20 protein-coding genes and 1 tRNA gene are annotated in these 25,064 nt (G+C 74.7%); 13 read left to right on the plus strand and 8 right to left on the minus strand.

Annotated features, from left to right (window positions below; genetic code table 11):
* Window positions 1-39: 39 nt before the first annotated feature.
* Window positions 40-1,752 (plus strand): MFS transporter, encoded by a 1,713-nt coding sequence (locus ACH4B3_RS03640; RefSeq protein WP_398461065.1) that lies wholly within the window; start codon window positions 40-42, stop codon window positions 1,750-1,752.
* Window positions 1,753-1,800: 48 nt separating this feature from the next.
* On the opposite strand, the gene ACH4B3_RS03645 is transcribed toward ACH4B3_RS03640, so the two are convergent.
* From ACH4B3_RS03645 to ACH4B3_RS03655, 3 genes are all read right to left on the minus strand, one after another.
* Window positions 1,801-2,898 carry a cellulose-binding protein gene (locus tag ACH4B3_RS03645; protein WP_398461066.1) on the minus strand — a complete coding sequence of 366 codons (1,098 nt, stop codon included), beginning with the start codon at window positions 2,896-2,898 and terminating at the stop codon, window positions 1,801-1,803.
* Between the two features lie 331 nt (window positions 2,899-3,229).
* Window positions 3,230-6,313: an SUKH-4 family immunity protein gene (locus ACH4B3_RS03650; protein ID WP_398461571.1), complete on the minus strand. Its 3,084-nt coding sequence runs from the start codon at window positions 6,311-6,313 to the stop codon at window positions 3,230-3,232.
* A 5-nt stretch (window positions 6,314-6,318) separates the two neighbouring features.
* Window positions 6,319-7,326 carry an SMI1/KNR4 family protein gene (locus tag ACH4B3_RS03655; protein ID WP_398461067.1) on the minus strand — a complete coding sequence of 336 codons (1,008 nt, stop codon included), beginning with the start codon at window positions 7,324-7,326 and terminating at the stop codon, window positions 6,319-6,321.
* A 208-nt stretch (window positions 7,327-7,534) separates the two neighbouring features.
* Here ACH4B3_RS03655 and ACH4B3_RS03660 point away from each other — a divergent pair, with 208 nt between their 5' ends.
* Both ACH4B3_RS03660 and ACH4B3_RS03665 read left to right on the plus strand, forming a co-directional pair.
* Window positions 7,535-8,071: a YwqJ-related putative deaminase gene (locus ACH4B3_RS03660; protein WP_398461068.1), complete on the plus strand. Its 537-nt coding sequence runs from the start codon at window positions 7,535-7,537 to the stop codon at window positions 8,069-8,071.
* Between the two features lie 3 nt (window positions 8,072-8,074).
* On the plus strand, window positions 8,075-8,572 hold the full coding sequence (locus ACH4B3_RS03665; protein ID WP_398461069.1) for an SUKH-3 domain-containing protein: 498 nt from the start codon (window positions 8,075-8,077) through the stop codon (window positions 8,570-8,572).
* Window positions 8,573-8,985: 413 nt separating this feature from the next.
* Here ACH4B3_RS03665 and ACH4B3_RS03670 read toward each other — a convergent pair whose 3' ends face one another.
* Entirely contained in the window at window positions 8,986-10,335 is a 1,350-nt protein-coding gene (locus ACH4B3_RS03670) for a histidine kinase (RefSeq protein ID WP_398461070.1), read from the minus strand.
* Window positions 10,336-10,537: 202 nt separating this feature from the next.
* Here ACH4B3_RS03670 and ACH4B3_RS03675 point away from each other — a divergent pair.
* From ACH4B3_RS03675 to ACH4B3_RS03685, 3 genes are all read left to right on the plus strand, one after another.
* Window positions 10,538-10,609 (plus strand) — tRNA-Gln (locus ACH4B3_RS03675).
* 161 nt (window positions 10,610-10,770) lie between these two features.
* Window positions 10,771-12,210 carry a bifunctional UDP-N-acetylglucosamine diphosphorylase/glucosamine-1-phosphate N-acetyltransferase GlmU gene (glmU, locus tag ACH4B3_RS03680; RefSeq protein WP_398461572.1) on the plus strand — a complete coding sequence of 480 codons (1,440 nt, stop codon included), beginning with the start codon at window positions 10,771-10,773 and terminating at the stop codon, window positions 12,208-12,210.
* Between the two features lie 83 nt (window positions 12,211-12,293).
* The gene (locus ACH4B3_RS03685) at window positions 12,294-13,265 is read left to right on the plus strand and encodes a ribose-phosphate diphosphokinase (protein ID WP_398461071.1); all 972 of its coding nucleotides are present in this window, start codon (window positions 12,294-12,296) and stop codon (window positions 13,263-13,265) included.
* Between the two features lie 141 nt (window positions 13,266-13,406).
* Here the strand turns inward: ACH4B3_RS03685 and ACH4B3_RS03690 are convergent, their stop codons facing one another.
* Window positions 13,407-14,294, minus strand: a complete 888-nt coding sequence (locus ACH4B3_RS03690) for a serine hydrolase (protein ID WP_398461072.1) — start codon at window positions 14,292-14,294, stop codon at window positions 13,407-13,409.
* Window positions 14,291-15,298 carry a LysR family transcriptional regulator gene (locus ACH4B3_RS03695; RefSeq protein ID WP_398461073.1) on the minus strand — a complete coding sequence of 336 codons (1,008 nt, stop codon included), beginning with the start codon at window positions 15,296-15,298 and terminating at the stop codon, window positions 14,291-14,293. The genes ACH4B3_RS03690 and ACH4B3_RS03695 overlap by 4 nt, the downstream gene beginning before the upstream one ends.
* A gap of 166 nt (window positions 15,299-15,464) precedes the next feature.
* Between ACH4B3_RS03695 and ACH4B3_RS03700 the strand changes: the two genes are divergently transcribed.
* From ACH4B3_RS03700 to ACH4B3_RS03715, 4 genes are all read left to right on the plus strand, one after another.
* Entirely contained in the window at window positions 15,465-16,055 is a 591-nt protein-coding gene (locus ACH4B3_RS03700) for a 50S ribosomal protein L25/general stress protein Ctc (protein WP_398461074.1), read from the plus strand.
* 147 nt (window positions 16,056-16,202) lie between these two features.
* Entirely contained in the window at window positions 16,203-16,793 is a 591-nt protein-coding gene (gene pth / locus ACH4B3_RS03705) for an aminoacyl-tRNA hydrolase (protein ID WP_398461075.1), read from the plus strand.
* A gap of 89 nt (window positions 16,794-16,882) precedes the next feature.
* Window positions 16,883-17,407 carry a hypothetical protein gene (locus tag ACH4B3_RS03710; protein WP_398461076.1) on the plus strand — a complete coding sequence of 175 codons (525 nt, stop codon included), beginning with the start codon at window positions 16,883-16,885 and terminating at the stop codon, window positions 17,405-17,407.
* Between the two features lie 490 nt (window positions 17,408-17,897).
* Complete coding sequence (locus ACH4B3_RS03715) at window positions 17,898-18,227, plus strand: hypothetical protein (protein ID WP_398461077.1); 330 nt, start codon at window positions 17,898-17,900, stop codon at window positions 18,225-18,227.
* A gap of 76 nt (window positions 18,228-18,303) precedes the next feature.
* On the opposite strand, the gene ppc is transcribed toward ACH4B3_RS03715, so the two are convergent.
* Entirely contained in the window at window positions 18,304-20,994 is a 2,691-nt protein-coding gene (gene ppc, locus ACH4B3_RS03720; RefSeq protein ID WP_398461573.1) for a phosphoenolpyruvate carboxylase, read from the minus strand.
* Between the two features lie 270 nt (window positions 20,995-21,264).
* On the opposite strand from ppc, the gene ACH4B3_RS03725 reads away from it, so the two are divergent.
* The 3 genes from ACH4B3_RS03725 to ACH4B3_RS03735 all read left to right on the plus strand — a co-directional run bounded on the left by ACH4B3_RS03725 (window position 21,265) and on the right by ACH4B3_RS03735 (window position 24,129).
* Complete coding sequence (locus ACH4B3_RS03725) at window positions 21,265-22,239, plus strand: acyl-CoA desaturase (RefSeq protein ID WP_398461078.1); 975 nt, start codon at window positions 21,265-21,267, stop codon at window positions 22,237-22,239.
* 41 nt (window positions 22,240-22,280) lie between these two features.
* The gene (locus ACH4B3_RS03730; RefSeq protein WP_398461079.1) at window positions 22,281-22,964 is read left to right on the plus strand and encodes a TetR/AcrR family transcriptional regulator; all 684 of its coding nucleotides are present in this window, start codon (window positions 22,281-22,283) and stop codon (window positions 22,962-22,964) included.
* 256 nt (window positions 22,965-23,220) lie between these two features.
* Window positions 23,221-24,129 carry a TIGR04222 domain-containing membrane protein gene (locus ACH4B3_RS03735; protein ID WP_398461080.1) on the plus strand — a complete coding sequence of 303 codons (909 nt, stop codon included), beginning with the start codon at window positions 23,221-23,223 and terminating at the stop codon, window positions 24,127-24,129.
* Window positions 24,130-24,141: 12 nt separating this feature from the next.
* Here the strand turns inward: ACH4B3_RS03735 and ACH4B3_RS03740 are convergent, their stop codons facing one another.
* Window positions 24,142-24,963: a trans-aconitate 2-methyltransferase gene (locus tag ACH4B3_RS03740; RefSeq protein WP_398461081.1), complete on the minus strand. Its 822-nt coding sequence runs from the start codon at window positions 24,961-24,963 to the stop codon at window positions 24,142-24,144.
* Between the last annotated feature and the right edge of the window lie 101 nt (window positions 24,964-25,064).

Raw genomic sequence — 25,064 nt, forward strand, 5'->3', positions numbered from 1 at the left:
GTGTTCGGTACAACTTTCCCGGCGGAGGGAGCATCCACGGTGGGCGGCACCGCGCGGCGGGGCACTGGCCCGGACCCGGCACCCCAGGCCCGCCCGTCCCCGGCGGCCGACCGCCGCGGCGCGGTGGTCGCGGCCCTGATGCTCGGCATGGCCCTCGCCGCGCTGGACGCCACGGTCATCTCCACCGCGGTGCCGCAGATCGTCGGCGACCTGGGCGGCTTCTCGGTCTTCTCCTGGCTGTTCTCCGGCTACCTGCTCGCCGTCACGGTGACGCTCCCGGTGTACGGCAAGCTCTCCGACACCTTCGGCCGCAAGCCGGTGCTGATCGCCGGGATCGTGGTGTTCCTCGCCGGGTCCCTGCTCTGCGCGGCGGCCTGGAACATGGCGGCGCTGATCGCCTTCCGGATCGTGCAGGGGCTGGGCGGCGGGGCGCTGCAGGGCACCGTGCAGACCATCGCCGCCGACCTGTACCCGCTCAAGGAGCGCCCCCGGATACAGGCCCGGCTGTCCTCGGTGTGGGCGCTGTCCTCGGTGGCGGGCCCGGCCCTCGGCGGTCTGCTCGCCGGGTACGCCGACTGGCGGTGGATCTTCCTGATCAACGTGCCGGTCGGGCTGCTGGCGCTGTGGCTGATCGCCCGTCACCTCCGGGAACCGGCCCGCCCGGAGCGGGCCGCCGGGCAGTGGCCGCGGGTGGACTGGGCGGGCGCGCTGGGGATCTTCCTGTCCGGCGGGCTGCTGCTGACCGCGCTGGTGCAGGGCGGGGTGGCCTGGCCGTGGCTCTCGGCCCCGTCGCTGGCGCTGCTGGCCGCGGCCGCGGCGGGCGTGGCGCTGACGGTCCGCATCGAACGCCGGGCGGCCGAGCCGATCATCCCCGGCTGGGTATGGCGCCGGCGGACGATCGCGGCCGTCAACCTGTCGCTGGGCGCCCTCGGGCTGCTGATGATCGCGCCGACGGTGTTCCTGCCCACCTACGCCCAGTCCGTGCTGGGGCTCGGCCCGATCGCGGCCGGTTTCGTGCTGTCCGCGATGACGCTGAGCTGGCCGATCACCGCCGCGCTGAGCAACCGCGTGTACAACCGCGTCGGCTTCCGCCGCTGCGCGGTACTCGGCATCTCGGGCGCCGCACTGGTGCTGCTCGCGTTCCCGCTCCTGCCCTACCCGGGCGCCGCCTGGCAGCCGGCGCTGCTGATGCTGGCGCTGGGCGCGGCGCTGGGCCTCTTCCAGCTCCCCCTGATCATCGGCGTGCAGTCCTCCGTCGGGTGGGCCGAGCGCGGCACCGCGACCGCCTCGATCCTCTTCTGCCGCCAGGTCGGCCAGAGCCTGGGCGCGGCCCTGTTCGGCGCGGTCGCCAACCTGACCCTGGCGGACCGGCTGGACCGCGCGCCGGAGGAGATCCGGCCGGGGCTGCCGGACGACCTGGACTCGGTGTCGCACGCGCTGGAGGACCAGGACGCGCTGGACGACCGGGCCGCGGACTATCTGCGCCGGGCCGTGGACGCCGTCACCGACCACGTCTACCTGGGCGCGGCGGCCGCCGCGGTGCTCGCGCTGCTGGCCCTGCTGCTGCTCGCGCCGCGCCGGTTCCCGGTGCGGCAGGAGGGCGCGGACGCCGAGGAGGGCGGCGGGCCGGCGCGGGACGCGGAGGGCGGCGGGCCGCCGGGGGCCGGGCAGGACGGGACGGGGACCGCACGGGCCGGGGAGGGCGCGACGGCCACCGGGCCGGACCGGCCGGGGCCGGCCGGGCCGGACTGACCGCCGCCGGGGCCGGGCCGGCCGCCGCCCGGGCGCCGCGCCCGGCGCTCAGTCCTGTTCGCCGGAGGCCGGCCCGGGGACCCGCCCGGTGGGGGGCGCCGGGCGGTCCGCCCCGGCGGACGCCGGCGGCGAGGAGACCGGCCCGGGCGGCGGCCCGCCGGTGAAGCCGGTGCTCTGCGGCGGCCCGGCCGGAGCGCCGTCCGGCCCGGGGCCCGGCTCCGGGACCACGGCCCGGTCCGGCTCCTGGTGCTGCGGCGGCTCCGGTTCGCCGGCCGCCACCGGCCGGCCGGTCACCGACGCCAGCCCGGCCCGGACGTGGTTCAGGTGCGCCCGCAGCTCCTCCGCCCGCTCGGCGTGCTCGCGCAGCGCGCGCTCGGTCTCCCGCTCCACCCGCTGCTGCTGGACGCGGGCCTGGGCGACGATCTCCGCGCCCTGCGCCTCGGCCTCCTCCAGCTGGTGCCGGGCCGCCTCACCGGCCGCGGTGAAGGCCCGCTCGGACTCGGCGAGGGTGCGCCGCACCGCCTCCTCCCACTCGGCGAGCCGGGCCGCGGCCTCCGCCTCCCGGGCGGCGATCTCCCGCTCGGCCGCCTCCCGCTGCTCGGCCTGCTCCCGCTCCTGGGCGGCGAGCAGGGCGGCGGTGCGCTCGCGCGCCTCCCGCAGCCGGGCCAGCGCCTCGCCACGTGTCTCCTTGGCCTCGCGGCGGGAGACGACGCGCAGTTCCGTCACGGCGGCGTGCGCCTCCTCCAGGACCCGCCGCTCCCACTCCGCCGCCTCCGTGCGCAGCCGGTCGGCCTCGGTCGCCGCCGCCTTCCGCACCTCGCCGGCGGCCGCCTCGGCGCTCTCCCGCACCGCCCTGGCGTCCTGCTCGGCTCCGGCGCGCAGTTCGGCGGCTTCCTCCTGCACGACCGTGAGGATCAGCCGGGCGCGGTCGCCGAGCGTCTCGTAGGTCTGCGGGGGGAGCTGGGCGACGGCCTCCCGCAGCCGGTTGAGCTCGGCGGTCATCTCGTTGGCCAGGACGGTCAGCCGGGCGGCACGCTCCCACGCCTCGTCGCGCTCCCGCGAGACCTCCGCCACCCGGCGGTCGACCGGCTCGGGACGGTAACCACGACTGCCCCGTCCGACGACGGAGAAGCCATGAGGTGACACCGACGGACTCATCCTTCAGACCCCTTTGGTACGGCGGCAACGGGTACGACCCAAACCCAACGCAGTCCGGCGCATATCTTGATGGATCAGAGTGAATCGCCCATAACGCGACACTCCGCATTCCACTTCGGTCAAGGATGCGTCATTTGAGATCAGAAGTCGGAATCAGCCTGTTCGGGCGCTTGTCCCACGTGCCGCGGGGCCGGTCGGGCGGCTCCGGCCGCAACGGAAAGGCGCCCGACCGGTTCCACCGGTCGGGCGCCTTCCGCCCACCTTCCCGCGCACCGGGAGCACCGTCCGCGCGGTCACTCCCCGGGCGCCGCGGCCCGTCTCAGAGCAGCCCGTCCCACATCTGCTCCAGCAGTACCGCCCACCAGTTGTCCGGTGCCCCGAGCGCCGCCGGGTCCAGGGCCGCGAGCTGCGCCTGGAAGTCCACCGTCCAGCGCCCGGCCTGTTCCGGCGTCAGCCCGTACCGCAGCCGCCACATCCGGCCCAGCAGCGCCATGCACCGCACGAACTCGGGCAGCCCGGTGTTCACGAACTGCGGCGGCACCGGCTGGCCGCCCGGCCCGGCCTCGACCGGGACGGCCACGATGTTCGCCGTGCCGTACTGCACGCACAGCTGCCGGCCGAAGTCGCTGCCCATGACCAGGTAGGAACCGGCGTCCGAGGCCGGCTGCACGCCCCGCTCCGCGGCCAGCTCGGCGAGCGTCGGCACCGGACGGCCCGGCTGGGCCTGGGCCCAGAAGAACGGCCCGAAGTCCAGCGGCAGCCCCACCCAGACCAGCGTCTGGGCGACGACCTCCGGAACCCCCATCCGGGACACCGCCCGCTGGTCGAAGCGGAAGACGCCCTGCGGGCCGAACGCGCCGACCAGTTCCTGCGCCACCGCCTCCACCGGGGCCGGCGGCACCCGCTGCACCTGGCTGGGGTGCGGCAGCGGCACCCGGTTCGGCGCCGGCCGCGCGGGGCCGTCCGCCACCTGGTGCAACTCGCCCTGGTGCTCGATGAGATGGCGTACGCCCTGCTGGCGGGTGGCGTGGTCCCGGCCGTACGGCGCGGTGTGGCTGATCCGCACCTGGGGCCAGGACTCCCGGATCATCCGCGCGCAGTAACCGCCGGGCAGGTCGCAGGACTCCAGCTCGGTGTGGAGCTCCAGCACCTGCTGCGGCGGCACGTTCATCGCCCGCAGCTCGTGCAGGATCTGCCACTCGGGGTGCGGGGTGCCCGGCGCGGAGCGGCGGATGAGCTGCTGCTCGGAACCGTCCTGCGCGCGGTAGCGGAGCACCGCCATGTAGCCCGGGCCGACCGTGGGCAGCCCGGACGGCGCCTGCGGATAGCCGTACGGCTGGCCGCCCGGGGCGCCGGGCATCCCCGGGCCGCCGGCCATTCCGGGACCGGGCTGACCGGGCACCCCCGGCGCGCCCGGCATCCCGGGCGCGGGCATGCCCGGCTGCCCCGGGACGCCGGGCATCCCCGGGGCCATCGGCGCGCCCGGCGCACCCGGGGCGCCGGCCAGCATCGTCGCCGCGGCATGCATACCGGGCGGCGGCGTGCCGGGCGGGACCAGCGGCGGGGTGTGCGGGCCGGGGTTCACCGGACCGGGCGCGCCGGGCGGCTGGGCACCGCCGGGCATCCCGGGGCCACCGGGGGCGCCCGGCATCCCGGGGGCGCCGGCCAGCATCGTGGCGGCGGCGTGCACCCCGCCGGGGGCACCGGGAGCGCCGGGCGGCGGGGCGCCGGGCACACCGGCGCCGTGGCCGGCGGGCGGCTGCGGGCCCTGGCCGGGCACTCCGGGCATGCCGGGCGCCCCCGGGCCACCCGGTGCGCCGGGGGCGTTCGGCGGCAGCGGGCCGAGCTGACCGGACTGGCCGGGCCCGGCGAGCATGGTGGCCGCCGCGTGCACCCCGCCGCCGGGGGCCGCGGGCGGCGGCGCGTCCGGACCCGGGGCGCCGGGCAGCGGCACCCCGCCCAGGCTCTCCGCGTCCAGCGCCGAGACCAGCTGGGTGGGGACGTATCCGCCCGCGGGCGCACCGGGCGCGCCGGGTCCGGAGGGCGGCGCCGGGTTCGGGCCGGCGCCGCCGGGGGCGCCGGGCGGTCCGGGAGGGCCGGGCGGACCCGGGACCCCGGGGGTGCGGGGGGCGGCCGCGCCGGGCACCCCGGGGGCACCGGGCGGCGCGGGCACCCCGGCACCACCGGGCGCGCCGGGGGCGCCGGGCGGGGCCGGGACACCGGGGGCGGGCGGCACGGCGGCCGCGCCGGGGGCTCCGGGCGGCCCCGGCATCCCCGGGCCGCCGGGCATTCCCGGAGCGCCGGGCATTCCCGGGGCGCCGGGCGGCACCGGCCCGCCGGGGGCCTGGTTCGCCGGGCCCCCCGATGTGTCAGGGGCCTCGCCGCCGGCGCCGGACAGACCGAACGCGGGGGCGATGGCGGTGGGAGGCAGGGCGCTGCCCGCCGACATCAGCTCCGTCTTGGCGTCCGGCCGCACGCCCGGAGCCGGGGTGTCCTCGTCGTCGGAGCCGGCGAGCGGCGGGGCGAAGACGGTGGCGGGCGGCGCGACCGAGCGGTCGCCGTCGCCCCCACCGGTGTTGGCGTCGGTCCAGGGGGTCGCGCCGACCGGCGCGGCGGGCGGGGTGGCGCCCGTCGCGTCGGACGCCGGGTCAGGCGTGCCGGGCGGCGCGAAGGGCTTCTCCCAGGCGGCCCGGCCGCCGCTGGAGCCGTCCGGCCCCGGCGCTCCGCCCGGTGCGCCCGCGCCGGTGGAGCCGGCGAGGTCCGCGGCGGGCGCCGGTGGGGCCCAGGGGCTGCTCTCCTCGGGCCCGGCGCTCTGCCCGCGGGAGCCCTGGCCGGTCGCGAAGGGGTCGCCGGCGCCCGGCGCGAAGGAGTGGCCGGCCTCCGGGCCGCCCTCCGGCGCACCGCCGTAGCCCGCAGCGGCGCCCGACGGCTCGTCCGCGCTCCCGGCGCCGGGCGCACCGGCCGGCCGGCCGTCCCCCCGCGGGCCGGCGGTGTCCGCGGCCCCGGACCGCCGGTCCGGGATGCCCATCGCGTCCGCGGCCTCCTGCAGCCACTCCGGCGGCGTCAGCAGGAAGGAGGTGGCGTTGAGGTCGATGCGCTGCGGCGGGGCGTCGGCCGGGCCCTCCTCGGACTCGTCGACCGCCCCGTACACCTCCTCGTAGCGGCGGATCACCTCACCGACCGGCAGCGCCGGCCACAGCGTGGTCTCCCCGCCGTCCCGGGCGATCACCAGGCGGGCGCCCTCGGCCGGGTGGTCCGAGACCGGGCCGCCCTCGCGGTCCGCGGCCCAGGCCACGAAGCCCAGGTCGAACTCCCGGACCCGGACCTCGCGCTGCTGGTAGCCGGGCACGTCGCCGTTGATCCACAGCTCCGCGCGCTCCTGCGCCTGCGCGAACGTCACCATCGCGCTCATCCCTCCACCGGGACGGCGTACGCGAAGCCGCCGTCCACCATCAGATGCGCCACGGTCTCCAGCTCCGGGGGGTTGCCCGCGAGCCGCAGCAGAAAGGCGTCGAAGTCGTCGCCGCACGGCAGCATCAGGTGCTCGACCCGGTCGTGCACCGTCCAGCCGTCGCGGTCCCGGGCGTCGTCGTAGGCGCAGAACCACACCGAGCCGATCGCGTCGCCCTTCACCTTGACCGCGATCACACCCCCCTGCACGAAGCCGACCCCGAGGTAGTCCTTGGTGAAGTGGTCGCGCAGGCACTTGTTGACGTAGACCAGGTCGTTGACCGCCGCCTCGTCCCGCACCGTGAAGAAGGGCTGGTCGACCAGGAGTCCGAGCTCCGGGTCGAGCGCGGCGCCGACCGGGGCGCAGCCGCCCGCGGCCTTGAGGAAGGACCGGTAGGAGCTGGGCAGCCGGTAGCCGAGGTCCTCCTCGACCCCCGCCACCTGGTCCTCGGTGACCGGGATGCCGCGCTTGGGGAGGCCGAAGTGCACCGGCCGGGTCTCCTGGAGCGGACGGGTGCCGCGCTTGTCCTGGTCCACCTGGGCGGTGGCCAGCCCGCCGTGGTGCCGCAGCAGCGCCTTGACCTCGACCGGGATCAGCTCCATCCGGCGCGTCCCGGCCACGTGGTGCCAGGTCCAGCCGTGCGGGGTGGCGACGGAGGACAGGCCGTCCCAGAGTTCGTGGCCGACGGAGTGCAGGGCGGCGTTGGCCGACACGAAGTCGGTCAGCCGGAGTTCGTCCACTCCGAACCCCTCGGGGGGTTCGGCGATCTCCGCCGCCGCCCGGGCATAGGGGGAGAAGTCCGGGAAGCCGCTTTCGTCCACGCGGACCCCGCGGGGGTGCCGGGCGGCCCGCACCGGGTCCGGGAAGTGCACGACCTGCCCGGCGTAGGCCGTGTTCGGCGGCGCGGAGTATCCCCCGCCCTGGCTACTGGGAGGTGTCCCCAGCCCTGGCCGACCTGTCGTCATGGCGGTTTTGCCCCCTGCTCCTGCTGGCTACTACGGACAGACTATGCGGTGCCGCAACACCCGACCCCGCCCCGGCACCCACAGTGACGGCACCCGCGGCCACGACGCGCCGGAGGCGACCTGACTTCCGCACCACCCGCCCCATTTGGCAGGCTGACCCCCGCAACAGGGGGATTGCGCGCAGAATGCGCAGGGAGGGAAGCAGGGCATGGACATTACGGAGGGTCGCGGCGCAGCCGTACCCGCCCAAGCCGGGGGCGACCCCCGGCTCAGCTGGAGCGGCTCGGACGGCGCGGCGGGGCCGCCCGCGCTGCTGCACCGCCGGGACGGCATCCTGCCCACCGTCGCGGCCGCGCTCTCCGTCCGCGGTGAGACGCTGACCTGCACCGCCGGCCGGGGTGACCAGCCGCCCGTCCTCCACCCCCTGGTGCAGGACTTCTTCGACACGCTCGGCAGCGCGCAGCGGGAGCGGTTCACCGGCCGCTGCCCGGAGGCGGTGCTCCTCTCCCGCCATCTGCACACGGTGGAGAGCGGCCGCAGCAAGCGGGCGGCCCGCAAGCCGCTGAGCCAGGGCGAGGCGAGACGCGCGTTGAAGCAGGCCCGGATCACCGCGCGGCGCATCCGCGAGGACGGCGACCCCGAGCACGGCGGTTACGCCCCGCCCTGCCGGTCCTGCTCGGCGCTGCTGGCGCACTTCGGGGTGCACAGCGTCACCGGCTTCGAGGCCGCCCCGGACAGGGGCTGATCGATGCGCGCATTCGACCGAACCGCCGCCACCCGCTTCCCGGTCGCCGTGGACGCCGCGCTGCGCGACGCCGGCTGGCAGCCCGGCCGCTGGGACATAAGGCAGGCCGAGGTCTGGGCGGACGCCCTGCGGGCCCACGAGTCACCGGCCGGCCACCGGCACAGCGTCTTCCCGTCGGCGGTGGAGGCATGGGCCGAGTTCGGCGGGCTCCGGGTGCGGCCGTCGGGCACCGGGCGGCAGATCGCCCCCACCCCGTTCCTGATCGACCCGACGAGCGGACTCCATCTCGCCCGCACACTGTCGGACCTCGGGCGGGCGCTGGGCACCGAGTTCTGCCCGCTGGGCGAGGAGGCGGACGGGCAGGCGCTGCTGGCCATCGACACCGAGGGCCGGGTCTACAGCCTGGACCACACCGGCGACTGGTTCCTGGGGCCCGACATCGACACGGCGCTGGCGGCCCTGATCACCGGGGCCCTCCCGACCCGGCTGGCCCGCGTCTGACGTGCCGACCGGGAGCGGCGCCGCCCGCCGCTCCCGGCCGGACCGCCACTCCCAGGCCGTCCGCCGTTCCCGGACGGCCCGCCACTCCTGGTCGGCCCGCCGCTCCGGGCCGACCGCCGCCCGGCCGGTCCGCTGCTCCCAGCCGGTCCGCGGCCGATCATCGGGGCCCGCATCCGGTCTTCGTCCGGTCTTCGTCCGGTCTTCGTCCGGTCTTCGTCCGGGCAATCGACCCGCGTCCCGTCGTGCCGGCCCGGGCCCGGTCACCCGCTCCGCGTCCGGTCATCCGGCCCGCATCCGGTCGACCGGCCCCCCTCGGGATGCCCGCCGTGCCCGGCGGCGGCCCTCCGGGCTGCCGCCGCCCGGATCCGCGCCCGGCGGGCGCGCGCTCCCGTGGGTTCCGGCCGCCCGCCGGGTCAGCGCCCGCCGACCGCCGCCGCCCGGTCGGGGATCACCGCCGAGACCCGGAAGCCTCCGGTGTCGGTCGGGCCGGAGACGAAGCCGCCGCCCAGCAGGGAGACCCGCTCCTTCATCCCGACCAGCCCGTTGCCGCCGCTGGGCAGCCCGGCGCCGGCCGCCCCCCGCTCCGACGGGCCGTTCTCCACCAGCACCGCCACCTCCGAGCTGCGGCGGGCCAGCCGGACCCGGGTACGGGCGCCGGGCGCGTGCTTGTGCACATTGGTCAGCGCCTCCTGCACCACCCGGTAGGCGGTCTGCTCCACCCGCGGCGGGTAGCTGCGCTCGTCCCCTTCCACGGACAGTTCGACCACCATCCCCGCGGTGCGCGACTGGCCGACCAGCGCCTCCAGCTCGGTCAGCCGGGGGCCGCCGGCGGCCTCGTCGGCGGCGGCCGAGGCGGCGGCGGCCACCGACGCGAGCGGGGCGGGGCCGGCGTGCCGGACCGCGCCGGGTGCGCCGCCGGACGGGGCCGCCCCGTCGTCGGCGCGGAGCACGCCCAGCATGGTGCGCAGCTCGGTCAGCGCCTGCCGGCCCATGTCACCCACCAGGCCGGCGTTCCTCGACGCCTTCTCCGGGTCCTTCAGCGCCACCGCCTGGAGCGCCGCGGCGTGCACCACCATCAGGCTGACCCGGTGCGCGACCACGTCGTGCATCTCCCGGGCGATGCGGGTGCGCTCCTCGTTGCGGGCCCACTCGGCGCGCTCCTCGGCCCGCTCGGCGAGCAGGGAGAGTTCGCGTTCCAGGCCGTCGGCGCGCTCCCGCAGGCTCTCCACCAGGCGCCGCCGGGCGCCGACGTACAGGCCGAGCAGCACCGGCGGGGCGGTGAGGCCGATGGCCATCAGCAGCGAGACCACCGGGGCCACCCACACCGGGGGCTCCCAGCCGTCGCGCTCCATGTCCCGGTGGAAGCTGACCATGGTGATGATCAGGGTGGCGGTGACCGACATGCCGGCCAGCACCGCGGTGATCCGGCGCGGCACCTCCGAGGCGGCCAGGGTGTACAGGCCGACGATGGTCAGCAGGAAGCCCATCTCGGCGGGGGTGATGGCCACCGAGACCAGCACCACGGCGATCGGCCAGCGGCGCCGCACCAGCAGGGTGAGGCCGACGACGATGCCCAGTGCCACCCCGAAGGCCACCGGGACCCGCGCCTCGCGGGCGAACGGGATGCCCTCCAGCGCGCACTCGACGGCGGAGATCACCGCCAGACTCGTGTCGAGCACCGCGCTGCGCCGCCGCGGCCACCACCAAACCCGTCCCGACGTGCGCGGCACGCCCTGGTCGACGGCTTCCCCCGTTCCGCTCATACGCACCAGCCTACGGGCGGGCGCCAGGGGTTTTCCCGGGCGTGCCGGTGCGCTCGCGTGTCCCCGCGGGCGCGCCCCGGTCACGGGACGGGGCGGGGGCGCCGCCTTTCGACTATCGTCGCGCCGGAGGCCGATGGTGCGGCATAGTGTGGGGGGTCGGCCCGACAGCCTGGCCACAATGTCCGATTGGCGGACTTTACTGTCCCCTGTGGTGTAATCGGCAGCACAGCGGCCTTTGGAGCCGTTTGTCAAGGTTCGAGTCCTTGCAGGGGAGCCCTTCATCCGGGTCCTGACCTCCCAGGTCAGGACCCGCGCTCATTACCGCCGCACTACGCACCGGTATCCTGCGGGTGTCCACCCCCGAAGCCGAAGGGCACACCCGTGAGCGCCAACCTTCCCCTCGTTCTCGGCTCCGCTCGAACGGGGGAGACCCCGCTGGCAGCCGTCGTCGTCCTCGCAGCGGGTGAGGGTACCCGCATGAAGTCGGCCACGCCCAAGGTCCTGCACTCCATCTGCGGCCGCTCCCTGGTCGGCCATGTGGTCACGGCCGCGCGCGCGCTCGACCCGGAGCACCTGGTGGTGGTCGTGGGCCACGCCCGGGAGCAGGTCTCCGCGCACCTCGCCGAGATCGACCCCGGCGTCCGCACCGCCGTCCAGCACGAGCAGAACGGCACCGGCCACGCGGTCCGGATGGGCCTGGAGCAGCTGCGCGACACCGGCGCCGCGCTCGACGGCACGGTGATCGTGGTCTGCGGCGACACCCCGCTGCTCACCGGCGACACGCTCGCCGCGCTCGCCGGGACGCACCACACCGACGGCAACGCGGTGACGGTCCTCACCGCCGAGGTACCGGACTCCACCGGCTACGGCCGGATCGTGCGCGGCGCGGACGGCGCGGTCACCGCGATCGTCGAGCACAAGGACGCCACCGCCGCCCAGCGCGCGATCCGCGAGATCAACTCCGGGGTGTTCGCCTTCGACGCCCAGCTGCTCACCGACGCGCTCGGCAAGGTGCGCACCGACAACAGCCAGGGCGAGGAGTACCTCACCGACGTGCTGGGCATCCTGCGCGAGTCCGGCCACCGGGTCGGCGCGGCGGTGGCGGCGGACCACCGGGAGATCCTGGGCATCAACAACCGGGTGCAGCTGGCCGAGGCCCGCAGGCTGCTCAACGAGCGGCTGCTGCGGGAGGCCATGCTGGCCGGCGTGACCGTCGTCGACCCGGCCACCACCTGGCTGGACGTCACCGTCACCGTCGAGCCGGACGCGACCGTCCACCCCGGCACCCAACTGCTGGGCGCCACCCACCTCGGCTCCGGCGCCGAGGTGGGCCCGCAGTCCCGGCTCACGGACACCACCGTCGGCGAGGGCGCCACGGTCAGCTTCACGGTCGCCGACGGCGCCGTGATCGGGGCGGCCGCGAGCGTCGGCCCGTACGCCTACCTCCGCCCCGGCACCCGGCTCGGCACCAAGGCCAAGGCCGGTACCTACGTGGAGATGAAGAACGCCGACATCGGCGACGGCACCAAGGTGCCGCACCTGTCCTACGTGGGCGACGCGACGATCGGCGAGTACACCAACATCGGCGCCGCGAGCGTCTTCGTGAACTACGACGGCGAGGCCAAGCACCACACGACGGTGGGCTCGCACTGCAAGACGGGCTCGGACAACATGTTTGTGGCTCCTGTCACGATCGGGGACGGCGCCTACACCGCCGCCGGCTCCGTCATCACCAAGGACGTGCCCCCGGGTTCGCTCGCTGTCGCCCGAGGCCAGCAGCGGAATATCGAGGGCTGGGTGGACCGCAAGCGCCCCGGCAGCGCCGCGGCACAGGCCGCCCAGGCCGCCCGTCGCGAAGGCGACGAGCGGGCGTGACGTGCGCGCGGTGCGCTGTGCGGGGCGTACCGTTGGGAAGCGCATCAAATAGCACATGAAGTGACATCCAAGGAGACTGTGCTGTGACCGGGATCAAGACGACCGGCGAGAAGAAGCTGATGCTCTTCTCCGGCCGCGCCCACCCCGAGCTGGCCGAGGAGGTCGCCCATCAGCTGGGCGTCAGCTTGGTCCCGACCAAGGCCTTCGACTTCGCCAACGGCGAGATCTACGTGCGCTTCGAGGAGTCCGCGCGCGGTGCGGACTGCTTCCTGATCCAGAGCCACACGGCTCCGATCAACAAGTGGATCATGGAACAGCTGATCATGATCGATGCGCTGAAGCGGGCCTCCGCCCGGAGCATCACCGTGATCGTGCCGTTCTACGGCTACGCCCGGCAGGACAAGAAGCACCGCGGCCGCGAGCCGATCTCGGCGCGCCTCATCGCCGATCTGCTCAAGTCGTCGGGCGCCGACCGGATCCTCACCGTCGACCTCCACACCGACCAGATCCAGGGCTTCTTCGACGGCCCGGTGGACCACCTGTTCGCGCTGCCGATCCTCGCCGACTACGTGGGCGCCAAGGTGGACCGCTCCAAGCTCACCGTGGTCTCCCCGGACGCCGGCCGGGTCCGGGTGGCCGACCGCTGGTGCGACCGGCTCGGCGCCCCGCTGGCCATCGTGCACAAGCGGCGCGACCCGGACGTCGCCAACCAGGTGACCGTGCACGAGGTCGTCGGTGACGTGAAGGGCCGCGTCTGCGTGCTGGTCGACGACATGATCGACACCGGTGGCACCATCTGCGCCGCCGCTGACGCGCTGTTCGCGAACGGTGCGGAGGACGTCATCGTCACCGCGACGCACGGCGTGCTGTCCGGCCCGGCCGGCGACCGGCTGAAGAACTCCAAGGTGAGCGAGTTCGTCTTCACCAACACGCTGCCGACCCCCAACGAGATCGAGCTGGACAAGGTGACGGTGCTGTCGATGGCGCCGACCATCGCCCGCGCGGTCCGCGAGGTCTTCGAGGACGGCTCGGTGACGAGCCTGTTCGACGAGTAGGGGCGACCGAGTTGTCCGGCTTACGGCACGGATCACCGCGCCGCGCGACCCGGGAGGGCGAACCCGCCGCCCCGGCCGCGACACGCGCACGGGTCCGGATCACCGACACCCGCTGAGGCCATCCCCGTCGAGGGGATGGCCTCAGTCGTGTGCGGCGGCCCGCAGCGCGTCGACGGCGATCCGCGCCGTGGTGCCGATCACCGCGTCGGCGGTGGGCAGCGTCGCGGCGGTCGACGCGGACCGGGTGAACACCGCGACCGCGTACCGCCCGCCGTCCGGGTACTCCACCACGCCCGCCTCGTGACGCAGGGTCGGCAGCGTTCCGGTCTTCCCCGAGACCCGGACGTCGTCGAAGGGGAAGCCGGAGGCCAGCCGGTGGCTCCAGGTCTGCAAGCCCAGCGTGGCGCGCAGGGCCGCGCCGGTGGGACCGCCGCACACCTCGTCGCGCCAGACGGCGGCCAGCAGCGCGGCGATCTCCCGCGGGGTGCTGCGGTTGGTGTGCCGGGGGTCGAGCACCCTCAGCCGGGCCACCACCGCCGGGTCGACCAGCGCGGCCGGGCCGCCGCTCCCCACGTCCTCGGCCATCCGCGCGTACAGGTCGCGCATCGGGTGCGCGGCCACGGTGCGGGTGAGGCCCAGTTCGGCCATGGTGGCGTTGACGGTGTCCAGCCCGAGGCGGTCCCACAGCACGTCCGCGGCGGCGCTGTCGCTGACCGCGATGGTCAGCGCGGCGAGGTCGCGCAGCGACATCCGGGCCGCGTCGTGCATCACCGACAGGCCGGTGGCCCCCGGGGTGCGGCCGGCGGGCGGGATCTCGACCGGCTCGGACAGCTCCAGGCGGCCCTGGGCGGCGTGCCGGTAGAGGGTGGCCACCACGCAGAGCTTGTGGACGCTCGCGGTGCTCACCTCGGTGTCCGCGCCGAGGCCCAGCTCCGCGCCGCGGTCGATGTCCACGGCGTACAGCCGGCCCGTCACCCCGGCGGCGGCGAAGGCCGCGCGGATGCGGTCCAGGGGGGTCGGGGGCGTCACAGCGGGAACTCCGATGCCGGGCGGGGGAAGACGGGGCGGGGGGCCGGCGGGGGCGCCGCGCGGTGCGGCGCGGGCGGCCCGGCGGGGCCGGTGGCGGCGCCGGACCGGCCGGCGCGCATTCCGGCGTGCTCGCGCAGCACCTCGTGGGCGGTACGGGCGAACAGCCGCACCGCCGGCCCGTCCCGGCCCTGCGGCCAGGCGACGGAGGTGCGCCAGGCCAGTGGGGCGCCTGCCAGCGGCCGCCAGACGGCGCCCGGCCCGGGCGGGGCGTACGGGACGAGGGCGACGGCGGCGCCGGAGAGCACCAGGGCCCGGGTGAAGTCGTCACCGGCGGCTTCGTGGACCGCCGAGGGGGTGCAGCCGTGCCGGGCACAGGCGGTGAGGGTCTCGTCGTGCAGCGCGGGCGCGCTGTCGCGGGGGAAGAGCACCAGTTCACGGCCGGTGAGCCGGGCCAGGGACACCTCCTCGCCGGCGGCCAGCGGCTCGTCCTCGGCGAGCAGCACGCCGAGCGGCTGGTGGAGCGCGGGGCCGAAGTCGAGTCCGTCGGTGTGGCAGGGGTGGCGGACGATCCCGGCCTCCAGGGTGCCGGCGGTGAGCTCGCCGACCTGGGCGGTGGTGGTGAGTTCCCGCAAGACCAGGTGGCCACCGGGGGACTCCTCGCGGAAGCCGGTGATCAGGGCGGCGACCGCGGCGCCGCCGAGCCCGGGGGGTACCGCGGCGCGCAGCGCCCCGGCGGCGCCGTCGCGGATCCGGGCGACCGCGGCGGTGAGCCGGTCGGCCGAGGCCAGCAGGGCGTGCGTCTCGCGCAGCACCAGCCGGCCGGCGGGGGTGAGGGTGACGCCCCGGCTGGTGCGGTCGAACAGGCGGACCCCGAGTTCGCGTTCCAGGCGCTGGATGCGCTGGGAGAGCGAGGGCTGCGCGATGCGCAGCAGCTCGGCCGCGCGGCCGACGTGCTGCTCTTCGGCCACCGCGCGGAAGTAGCGAAGGTGCCGCAGCAGGTCCATGGGAAGGCGATCATAGGCAATGGGCTAGAATTGTCGGGTTGCTCGGCGAGGGAGGCAGTGTTCCGTCCGGAACATCGCTCATCCGTTATCGACGCGCTCTTCGTAGCAGGTCTGTCGTGGGCCGGGTGACGGCCACCAGATCGGTTTCTTCCTACGAGGAGTGCTCATGGCTGAGGTCAAGATCTCCGCTGAGATCCGCAACGAGTTCGGCAAGGGTGCGGCGCGCCGCGTCCGTCGTGCCGCCAAGGTTCCCGCCGTCATCTACGGTCACGGCACCGACCCGGTGCACGTGGTGCTCCCGGGCCACGAGCTGATGATGGCGCTGAAGACCGCGAACGTGCTCATCGGCCTCGACATCGAGGGCAAGAACGAGCTCGTCATCCCCAAGGCCGTGCAGCGCGACCCGCTGAAGGGCTTCATCGAGCACGTCGACCTGCTGCTGGTCAAGCGCGGCGAGAAGGTCACCGTCGAGGTGCCGGTGCAGACCGAGGGCGAGCTGGCCCCGGGCGGCAACCTGCTGGAGCACATCCTGAACGCGCTGCCGGTCGAGGCCGAGGCCACCCACATCCCGGAGTCGGTCACCGTCTCCATCGAGGGCCTGGACGCCGGTCACTCCATCCTCGCCGGCGACATCGAGCTGCCGAAGGGCACCTCGCTGGCCATCGAGGCGGACAGCGTGGTGCTGCAGGTCGTCGCCGCCCAGGCCGAGGCTCCGGCCGAGGGTGAGGGCGAGGCCGCCGAGGGCGCCGAGGGCTGATCGCCCCGCGTTCCGGGCACCGTTCCGGTCGATGCCGCCGCCCCGCTCCTGCCTGGAGCGGGGCGGCGGTCGTGTATGTCTGTAGCAGCGGCGAGGGCCGCAGCGGCAGCGATCCCGTGTGATCCCAGGGCAGGAGACTGAAGGACAATGAGCGAGCCGGACAGCCCGTGGCTGATCGTGGGGCTGGGCAACCCCGGACCGGAGTACGCCGCCAATCGCCACAACGTGGGGTTCATGGTGGCCGAGCTGCTCGCGGAGCGGATGGGGGGACGCTTCAAGTCCCACAAGGCGCGCGCCCAGGTGGTCGAGGGCCGGGTCGGGGCGCCGGGCCCGGCGAGCCGCCGGGTGGTGGTCGCCAAGCCGATGTCGTTCATGAACCTGTCGGGCGGGCCGACCACGGCGCTGCGCGACTTCTACAAGGTGCCGGTGGGGCAGGTCATCGCGATCCATGACGAGCTGGACATCGACTATGGCGCACTGCGACTGAAGCTGGGCGGTGGGGACAACGGGCACAACGGCCTGAAGTCGATCACCAAGTCGCTGGGGCCGGACTACTTCCGGGTGCGTTTCGGCATCGGTCGCCCGCCGGGCCGGATGGACGTGGCCGCGTTCGTACTGAAGGACTTCTCCGGCTCCGAACGCAAGGAACTGGACTACTTCGTGGACCGGGCCGCCGACGCGGTGGAGACGCTGATCGTGGACGGTCTGGAACGCGCCCAAGGCACCTACAACTCCTGAATCGTGCCAGGTGGGACATGGCTCACAGGGGCCCGCGAACCGTACTCGGAGGTTGACCGGGCGCTGACCCATGGCCAAGGATCGCCGCCATGCCTTCCACCACCGGCGCCCTTCCGGTCCGGCGCAGCCGTACGCGTCGCATGGGCGAGAGCGCGTACGGCCTCATGTTGCTCGCCAAGCAGGTCGCGGTGGCGCTGATCGCGCTCATCGTGCTGGCCGCGGGGGTCTGGGCGTCCTGGGGGACCGCGCAGCACGCGATGCTCACCAAGGGGCGGGAGCAGGGCACGTTCCGGGTGGAGTCCTGCGGTGACGACTGGTGCACCGGGGTCTTCGTGCCCTCCGGGCGCCCGTCGGAGTCCCGGTCGGGGATGCGGCTGGACGCCGCGGTCGCCGACGGCAAGGGCGACCGGCTGCCGGTGGTGGTGAAGCCCGGCACCCGCCAGACGGTGCGGACCGGCTGGGCCGGGGTGCTGCACGCCTGGGTGCCGCTCGGCGGCTCGCTGCTGCTCGCCGCGGTGATCGTGGCCGGCGGCATGCGCTTCCGCCGCACCGGATGGGTGCTCGGCGGCCTGGGCGCGGTGCTGCTCGGCGCCTCGTTCGCCACCCTGCTCTGACCCCCTCTGGACCCTCTGGACCCTCTGGCCCTCGGGCGCGCGGGCGGCTCGCGGACCGCCGCCCGCCGCGCGCGGACCGCTCGGCGCGGGTGGATGGCGAGCCGCCGCCCACCCGCGGCCACCGCGGTCCTGCCGCCCACCCGCCGCGCCGGCGGGAGCCGGCCGCCGGCACACGGCCCCGTCCGGACCTCGCCGCGTCCTTCCGGGCTCTCACCGTGCCCTGCCCGGGCCGTCGCCGCGCCTGCCGGACCGTCGCCGCGCCCTACCGAACCCTCGCCGCGCTCTGTCCGATTCCTTCCTGACCCCGCTCTGACCTGGACGATCATGAGCGGAATCCCTCATTCACCGGATCGTTACCCAAGGTAATGTGGATAGCCCACCACTCATGCCGCATATCGGGTGCAACCTCCGTTGACCAGCCGCGCGGGCTGTCGGAAGCTGAGCCGCCACCCCCCGGCTCCCCGTAGCTCGACATCGAAGTTGGTAGCTCATGCGCACCTCCCCCCTCGCGTGCGCGGCCGTGGTCGCTGTGACCCCCGTGTTGCTCGCGCCGGCCGCCCACGCCTCCCCCACCGGTCACCAGAGCACCGTCACCGTGCGGCTCCACGCGTCCGGCCCGGCGGCCCCCTCCGCGGCCACCGAGCCGGGCGCCTCGCCGCTCGCCGCCCCCGCCGCCTCGTCGTCCACGGCCACCACCACCGTCGCGGCGGAGAGCGGCCTCGCCGACACCGGCGTGGGCGCCATCGGCTGGATCATCGGCGCCGCGGTGACCGTCCTGGTGGTCGGCGGACTGCTGGTCCGCCGCATGTCGCGCGACTGACGGCGGGGAAACGGCGCGGCCGGTGGCCACTCCTCCAGGGAGCGGCCACCGGCCGGATGCGTTCGCCGTCGCGGGATCAGCCCGTGTTGCGGAGCCCCGCGGCCACCCCGTTGACGGTCAGCAGCAGCGCCCGGGCGATCAGCGGGTCCGGCTCCTCGCCGCGCTCGCGGGCCGAGCGCTGCCGGTCCAGGAGCGCCACCTGGAGGTAGGAGATCGGGTCGAGGTAGGCGTCGCGGACGTGGAAGGTCTGCTTGAGCACCGGGCTGCCGTCCAGCAGGTCCGCCTCCCCGGTGATCCGCAGCACCTCGCGCACGGTGAGCGCGTGCTCGGCCTCGATCGTCGCGAAGACGTGCCGCAGTTCGCTCGGCACCAGGGTCTCCACGTAGTGCCGGGCGATCCGCAGGTCGGTCTTGGCCAGGGTCATCTCGACGTTGGACAGGAAGTTGCGGAAGAAGTGCCAGTGCTGGTGCATCTCGTCCAGCACCGTGTCCAGCCCCGCCTCGCGGGCCGCCTTCAGCCCGGACCCGACGCCGAACCAGCCGGGCACGATCTGCCGGGACTGCGTCCACCCGAACACCCACGGGATGGCGCGGAGCCCGTCGAGGCCGGCGCCGGAGTCGGGGCGGCGGGACGGCCGGGAGCCCAGGTGCAGCTCGGCCAGCTGGTCCACCGGGGTGGAGGCGAAGAAGTAGGCGGGCAGGTCCGGATCCTCGACCAGCCGCCGGTACGCGGAGTGCGCGGCCTCCGAGACGGTCTCCATCGCCGCGTCCCAGCGGGCCAGCGCCTCGCCGGACTGGCGCGGGGCGGTGTGCAGGGCGGACGCCTGGAGCGTCGCGGCCACCGTGAGTTCGAGGTTCTCCCGGGCCAGCGACGGCACCAGGTACTTGTCGGAGATGACCTCACCCTGCTCGGTGACCTTGATCTCGCCCTCCAGGGTGCCCCAGGGCTGGGCCAGGATCGCGTCGTGCGAGGGGCCGCCGCCCCGGCCGACGGTGCCGCCGCGGCCGTGGAAGAGCCGCAGCCGGACGCCGTGCCGGTGCGCCACGTCGCGGAGCAGCCGCTGGGCGCGGTGGATCTCCCACTGGGAGGTGGTGATGCCACCGAACTTGGAGGAGTCGGAGTAGCCGAGCATGACCTCCTGCACGTCCCCCCGGAGCGCGACCAGCCGCCGGTAGGAGGGGTCGGCGAGCATCTCGTCGAGCAGCCGGTCGGCGATCCTCAGCTCGTCGGTGGTCTCCAGCAGCGGCACGATGCCGATCTTGGCCCAGCCGGCGTGCAGATCGATCAGGCCGGCCTCCCGGGCCAGCACCGCGGCGGCGAAGACGTCGTCCGAGCCCTGGCACATGGAGATGATGTACGACTCGACGATCTCCGGGCCGAACCGCTCGAAGGCCTCCCGGACGGTGCGGAAGACGCCGAGCGTCTTGGCCCCGGCGGCGTCCAGCGGGGCCGGCGAGGGGGCCAGCGGCCGCCGGGAGCGCAGCTCCTTCGCGAGCAGCTTCCGCCGGTAGTCGCGCGGCATGTCGGCGTACCGCCAGGACTCCTCGCCGAGCCGGTCGAAGAGCTGGCCGAGGGCGTGGTGGTGGGCGTCGGCGTGCTCGCGTACGTCCATGGTGGCGAGCTGGAGACCGAAGGCCGCGAGGGTGCGGATGGTGCGCTCCACGCGCCCGTCGGCGATCAGTTCGCCGCGGTGGGCGCGGAGCGACTCCTGGGCGAGCTGGAGGTCGTCGAGGAGTTCCGAGGTGCCCAGGTAGTCGCGGCCCGGCTGGTGCGGGGTGCCGGCCGCGAGCCGGTCCTTGGTGTTGATCAGCTTCTGCCGGATGCAGGTGGCCTTGAGCCGGTACGGCTCCTCGGCGTTGAGCCGCTTGTAGCGGGGGCTGATCTCCGGCAGCGCGTCCAGGTCGCGCTGGAGGGAGGCGAGGAGTTCCTCGGTGGCGCCGCTGTTGCGGATGGAGTTGGACAGCGCGGAGCGCAGGTCGTCGATGAGCTCGATGGCGTCGTTGATGCCGTGCTCGTGCTGGAGGATCAGCACGTCCCAGGTCACCGCGGGGGTGACGTTGGGGTTGCCGTCCCGGTCGCCGCCGATCCAGGTGCCGAAGGTGAGCGGGCGGGTGCCGGCGGGCAGCGGGGCGCCGACCCGCTCCAGCTCGGCGGCGAGCTCCTCCAGGACGTCGCCGACGGCGCCCACGTACAGCTCGTCCAGGTAGTAGATGGCGTTGCGCGCCTCGTCGGCGGGCTCCGGGCGGGCGACCCGCAGCTCATCGGTCTGCCAGAGCAGGTCGATGTTCTCGGCGAGCCGCAGGTCCACCCGGCGCGAGTCCTCGCCGGCCGCGAGCCGGTCCAGCAGGACGGCGATCCGCCGCAGCTTGTTCAGCACGCTCCGGCGGGCGGCCTCGGTGGGGTGGGCGGTGAAGACGGGGCGGACGTTGAGGTGCTCGACGGTCTGCTTCAGATGGGCCGGGTCGGCGTCCTTCAGCTGGTCGGCGGTGCGGGCGAGGATGCCGCCCTCGGCGGTGCGCCGGGCGCGCAGCTCGCGTCCGCGGTGCACCTGTTCGGTGACGTTCGCCAGGTGGAAATAGGTGGAGAAGGCGCGGACGAGCTTGGCCGCGGTCTCCAGGTCGGTGGAGCCCAGGAGCTCCGCGGCCGCCTCACCATCCGTACGGGTGAGGGCGCGAACGCGTTCGACGAGTTCGAGGAGGTCAGGGCCTTCCTGGCGGACCAGGGTCTCGCCGAGCAGGTCGCCCAGCCGGCGGATGTCGGCTCGCAGAGCGGCACTGCGCCGCGCTGCGCCTTCGCTAGTCTTCTCGTCCTCGGGTGCGAAGCTGTTGTGGTCGGCACTGCTCACAGGTGCGGCTCCTTGCGATGAATGAGCACGTCTGGCGGGGTGCGGACCGCGCTGTCCGACGCCCCCAAGGATAGGCGGCCGACGGCCCGCGGGGGGCAACAGCCCTCTTGCCGGTACTTGTCGCCCTGCCATACTTACGAAGCCGTAGGTTACGGATCCGTTTTTCGTCCCCCGAGCCCCCCGAGGGAACCCATGAGTGCAAGCCCCGACGTGGTCGAAGACCCGCCGAAGGCCCCGGAATCACCGCTGCCCTCCGCCACCCTGGGCGGGGACAGCAAGAGGTCCATCGAACAGATCACCCTCCTGCTCTTCATCATCGTCCCCTTCATCGCCCTGCTGGCGGCGATCCCGCTGGCCTGGGGCTGGGGGGTGAGCTGGCTGGACCTCGCGCTGATGGTGGTCATGTACTACATCGGCTGCCATGGCATCACCATCGGTTTTCACCGCTACTTCACCCATGGCTCCTTCAAGGCGAAGCGGCCGCTGCGGATCGCGCTGGCCATCGCCGGTTCGCTGGCGGTGGAAGGCCCGCTGGTGCGCTGGGTCGCCGACCACCGCAAGCACCACAAGTTCTCCGACGCCGAGGGCGACCCGCACTCCCCGTGGCGGTTCGGCGAGACGGTTCCGGCCCTGATGAAGGGCCTGTGGTGGGCGCACATCGGCTGGATGTTCGACGAGGAGCAGACCCCGCAGCAGAAGTACGCCCCGGACCTGATCAAGGACGACGCGACCCGCAGGGTCTCCCGGCAGTTCGTGCTGTGGACCGTGGTCTCGCTCGCCATCCCGCCGCTGGTGGGCGGTCTGGTCACCTGGTCCTGGCAGGGTGCGGTGACCGCGTTCTTCTGGGGGTCACTCGTTCGGGTGGCGCTGTTGCACCATGTGACCTGGTCGATCAACTCGATCTGCCACGCGGTGGGCAAGCGCCCGTTCAAGTCGCGTGACCGTTCCGGGAACGTCTGGTGGCTGGCCGTGCTCTCCTGCGGCGAGTCCTGGCACAACCTCCACCACGCGGACCCGACCTCTGCCCGGCACGGCGTGCTGCGCGGACAACTGGACTCCAGCGCACGGATCATCCGCTGGTTCGAGAAGCTCGGCTGGGCGTACGACGTCCGCTGGCCGGACCAGAACCGCATCGAGGCCCGCCGCAAGGAGGCCGCCTCCGCATAGGGGGATCACCCGGCTCCGGCCGGGGAAGGCATGATGGAGGCGTGGCGATCGACAGCGGACGTAGCAGTACCAGCAAGGAACGGGAACGGTCATCCGGGGGCCGGCGCGCCCGCCGGGTCCGGATGACCGGGGCGGAGCGCCGGGAACAACTGCTGGACGTCGGTCGCACCCTCTTCGCCGAGCGTGGTTTCGAGGGCACGTCGGTGGAGGAGATCGCGGCCAAGGCCGGGGTCTCCAAGCCGGTGGTGTACGAGCACTTCGGCGGCAAGGAGGGGCTGTACGCGGTCGTGGTGGACCGCGAGATGCGCCAGCTCCTCGACATGGTGACGGGCGCGCTGACCGCCGGCCACCCGCGGGAACTGCTGGAGCAGGCCGCGTTCGCGCTGCTGGACTACATCGACGAGTACACCGACGGGTTCCGCATCCTGGTGCGGGACTCCCCCGTCGCCCAGTCCACCGGCACCTTCGCCTCGTTGATCAGCGACATCGCCACCCAGGTCGAGGACATCCTCGGTCTGGAGTTCAAGGCGCGCGGCTTCGACGCCAAGCTGGCCCCGCTCTACGCGCAGGCGCTGGTCGGCATGGTGGCGCTGACCGGCCAGTGGTGGCTGGACGTGCGCAAGCCCAAGAAGTCCGAGGTCGCGGCGCACCTGGTGAACCTGGCCTGGCACGGGCTGGACGGCCTGGAGCCCAAGCCCCGGCTGATCGGGCACCGGCGCAGCTGAGCCGGCCGGAGCGCCCCCGGCCGGCCGCGCCCCGCGCCCCCGCCCCGCGTTCCGCCCGCGTCTCATCTCCCGCCCCGCGCTCCGCCCGCGTCTCGTCCCCCGCCCCGCGCTCCGTCCCCGGGTCCGTTCTCGTCGCGGCTGCTGCGCCGGCGCCCCGGCGGCCGGCCGGCCCCGGCGCCGCGGGCTCGCCCGGGCCCTGCCGAACCGATCCTTCCGGCTCCATACTGGCCGCGGACGCGTCGACTGGGGGGCCACGATGCACGAGGCTTGGATCGTGGCGGCCGTACTGGCCGCCTTCCCGCTGCTGGTGGAGGTGGTCCGCCGCTGGGCGCGGGCCGCGGAACCGGCCGGCCCGCCGGACCCGCCGGACGACCCGTGGGAGATCGCCTACCTGACCGGCGGCGCCGGCCGGGTCGCGGATCTCGCGCTGTTCCTCGGCCACCAGTCCGGCAACCTCCGACTGGACGGGAGCGGGGTGCGTCCGGCGGACCGGACCGCTCCCGTCGCCGCGAAGTCCGGTGGCGCCCCGCCGGCCGGAGTCCGGCCGACCGGCCCCCGCGAGCAGTCACTGCTCGCCTGCTTGGAGCCGGGACCGCGCGACGTCTCCCTCGCGCGCGCCGAGCTGATGGCGCACCCCATGGTGAACGCGATCGACAAGCGGCTCATCGCGTCCGGAGCGCTGCGCTCCCCGGTGCGCTGGTCCCTGTGGCGGACCGCCGCCATCTGGGCGGCACTGGCCTCCCTGGCCGCCGGCCTCTGCGTGATCTTCGCGGACTGGCCGGTCACCGGCCTCGCCGGCCGCCTCGCGCTGGGCGGACTCGCCCTGGTGGTACTCGTCGTGTGCCTGGCGATGTCCCCGGAGCCCGGGCGGCTGACCCCCTCGGGCGAGAAGGCCCGGCTGCGCCTGACGTCGGAGCACCCCTGCCGGAACGTCCCGGAGTGGGACGCCGCGGCGGGGCCGGCCGGGCCCGCCACGACCTTCTGGGCCACCCCCGTGCAGCTGACCGCGGCCGTGCTGTTCGCCCTGTACGGCACCGAGGTGCTCGCCGGATCGGCACTGCAGTCGGTGCTGGCGGCGCCGGCGGCCGAGGACGCCAAGGACTCGGGGGGCGGCTGCGGAGGCGGCTGTGGAGGCGGCTGTGGCGGATGCGGCTGCGGCGGCTGACCGCGGGCCGGGTCAGCCGTCCACCCTCCGGGCCACCGCGAAGATCCGCCGGAACGGGAACGGGGTGCCGTACGGGCCGGCCGGATAGGCCTTGCGCAGCAGGTCGCGGTATTCGGCGAGGAACTCCTCGGTGGCGTGCGGATCGTCCCGGAGCGCGGTGAGGACCGGCCGCAGCGCGGTGCCCTTGACCCAGTCGAGCACCGGGTCCTGCCCTTCGAGGACCTGCACGTAGGTGGTCTCCCAGACGTCCACCGCGCAGCCGAGCGCCATCAGCCGCTCCAGGTAGTCCGCCGGGGCGAGCACGTGCACGAAGCGGCGGCCGAGTCCGGCGAGGCGGTCCCGCCAGGGCGGGGAGTCGCAGAGTTCGCCGAGCAGTGCGTGGCTGGGCGAGGTGAAGTTGCCGGGGACCTGGAAGGCGAGGACACCACCGCGGGGCAGCGCGTCCACCCAGCGCGGGAAGGCGTCCGGGTGGCCGGGGACCCACTGCAGCGCGGCGTTGGAGACGATGAGGTCGTACGCCCGGTCGGGGGTCCAGTGGGCCGCGTCGGCGGGCCGGAAGTCGAGGTGCCCGCCGCCCGGGGTGGGGCCGGCGTACCGGCGCGCCTCGGACAGCATCTCGCGGGAGTTGTCGAAGCCGGTGATGAGGGCGTCCGGCCAGCGGTCGGCGAGCCGGGCGGTGACGTTGCCCGGCCCGCAGCCCAGGTCCGCTATCCGGGCGGCCCGTCCGGTGGCGGGCAGAGCGGGGATGCGCGCCAGCAGATCGTCGAACGGGCGCGTGCGGTGGCCGGAGTGCCGGAGATACTGGTGTGGATCCCATGTCGGTGGGGTGTGCATGGTGGAGTCCCCTTGCAGGTACGGACGGTACGAAGCGAGCGATACCTCCCGCCGGAGCGGTGTCTCCCCGCCTCGATGCCCAGCCTCCCCCAGAATATCTC

The sequence above is a fragment of the Streptomyces sp. NPDC018031 genome (assembly GCF_044327625.1).
Classification (GTDB): domain Bacteria; phylum Actinomycetota; class Actinomycetes; order Streptomycetales; family Streptomycetaceae; genus Streptomyces.

Bases quoted from the DNA above. Each gene is read 5' to 3' on its own strand.
- ACH4B3_RS03735 (WP_398461080.1), top strand. From the start codon at position 23,221: ATGCACGAGGCTTGGATCGTGGCGGCCGTACTGGCCGCCTTCCCGCTG.
- ACH4B3_RS03700 (WP_398461074.1), top strand. From the start codon at position 15,465: ATGGCTGAGGTCAAGATCTCCGCTGAGATCCGCAACGAGTTCGGCAAG.
- ACH4B3_RS03715 (WP_398461077.1), top strand. From the start codon at position 17,898: ATGCGCACCTCCCCCCTCGCGTGCGCGGCCGTGGTCGCTGTGACCCCC.
- ACH4B3_RS03660 (WP_398461068.1), top strand. From the start codon at position 7,535: ATGGACATTACGGAGGGTCGCGGCGCAGCCGTACCCGCCCAAGCCGGG.
- ACH4B3_RS03665 (WP_398461069.1), top strand. From the start codon at position 8,075: ATGCGCGCATTCGACCGAACCGCCGCCACCCGCTTCCCGGTCGCCGTG.
- ACH4B3_RS03670 (WP_398461070.1), bottom strand. From the start codon at position 10,335: ATGAGCGGAACGGGGGAAGCCGTCGACCAGGGCGTGCCGCGCACGTCG.
- ACH4B3_RS03725 (WP_398461078.1), top strand. From the start codon at position 21,265: ATGAGTGCAAGCCCCGACGTGGTCGAAGACCCGCCGAAGGCCCCGGAA.
- ACH4B3_RS03740 (WP_398461081.1), bottom strand. From the start codon at position 24,963: ATGCACACCCCACCGACATGGGATCCACACCAGTATCTCCGGCACTCC.
- pth (WP_398461075.1), top strand. From the start codon at position 16,203: ATGAGCGAGCCGGACAGCCCGTGGCTGATCGTGGGGCTGGGCAACCCC.
- ACH4B3_RS03695 (WP_398461073.1), bottom strand. From the start codon at position 15,298: ATGGACCTGCTGCGGCACCTTCGCTACTTCCGCGCGGTGGCCGAAGAG.
- ACH4B3_RS03655 (WP_398461067.1), bottom strand. From the start codon at position 7,326: ATGACGACAGGTCGGCCAGGGCTGGGGACACCTCCCAGTAGCCAGGGC.
- ACH4B3_RS03650 (WP_398461571.1), bottom strand. From the start codon at position 6,313: ATGGTGACGTTCGCGCAGGCGCAGGAGCGCGCGGAGCTGTGGATCAAC.
- ACH4B3_RS03710 (WP_398461076.1), top strand. From the start codon at position 16,883: ATGCCTTCCACCACCGGCGCCCTTCCGGTCCGGCGCAGCCGTACGCGT.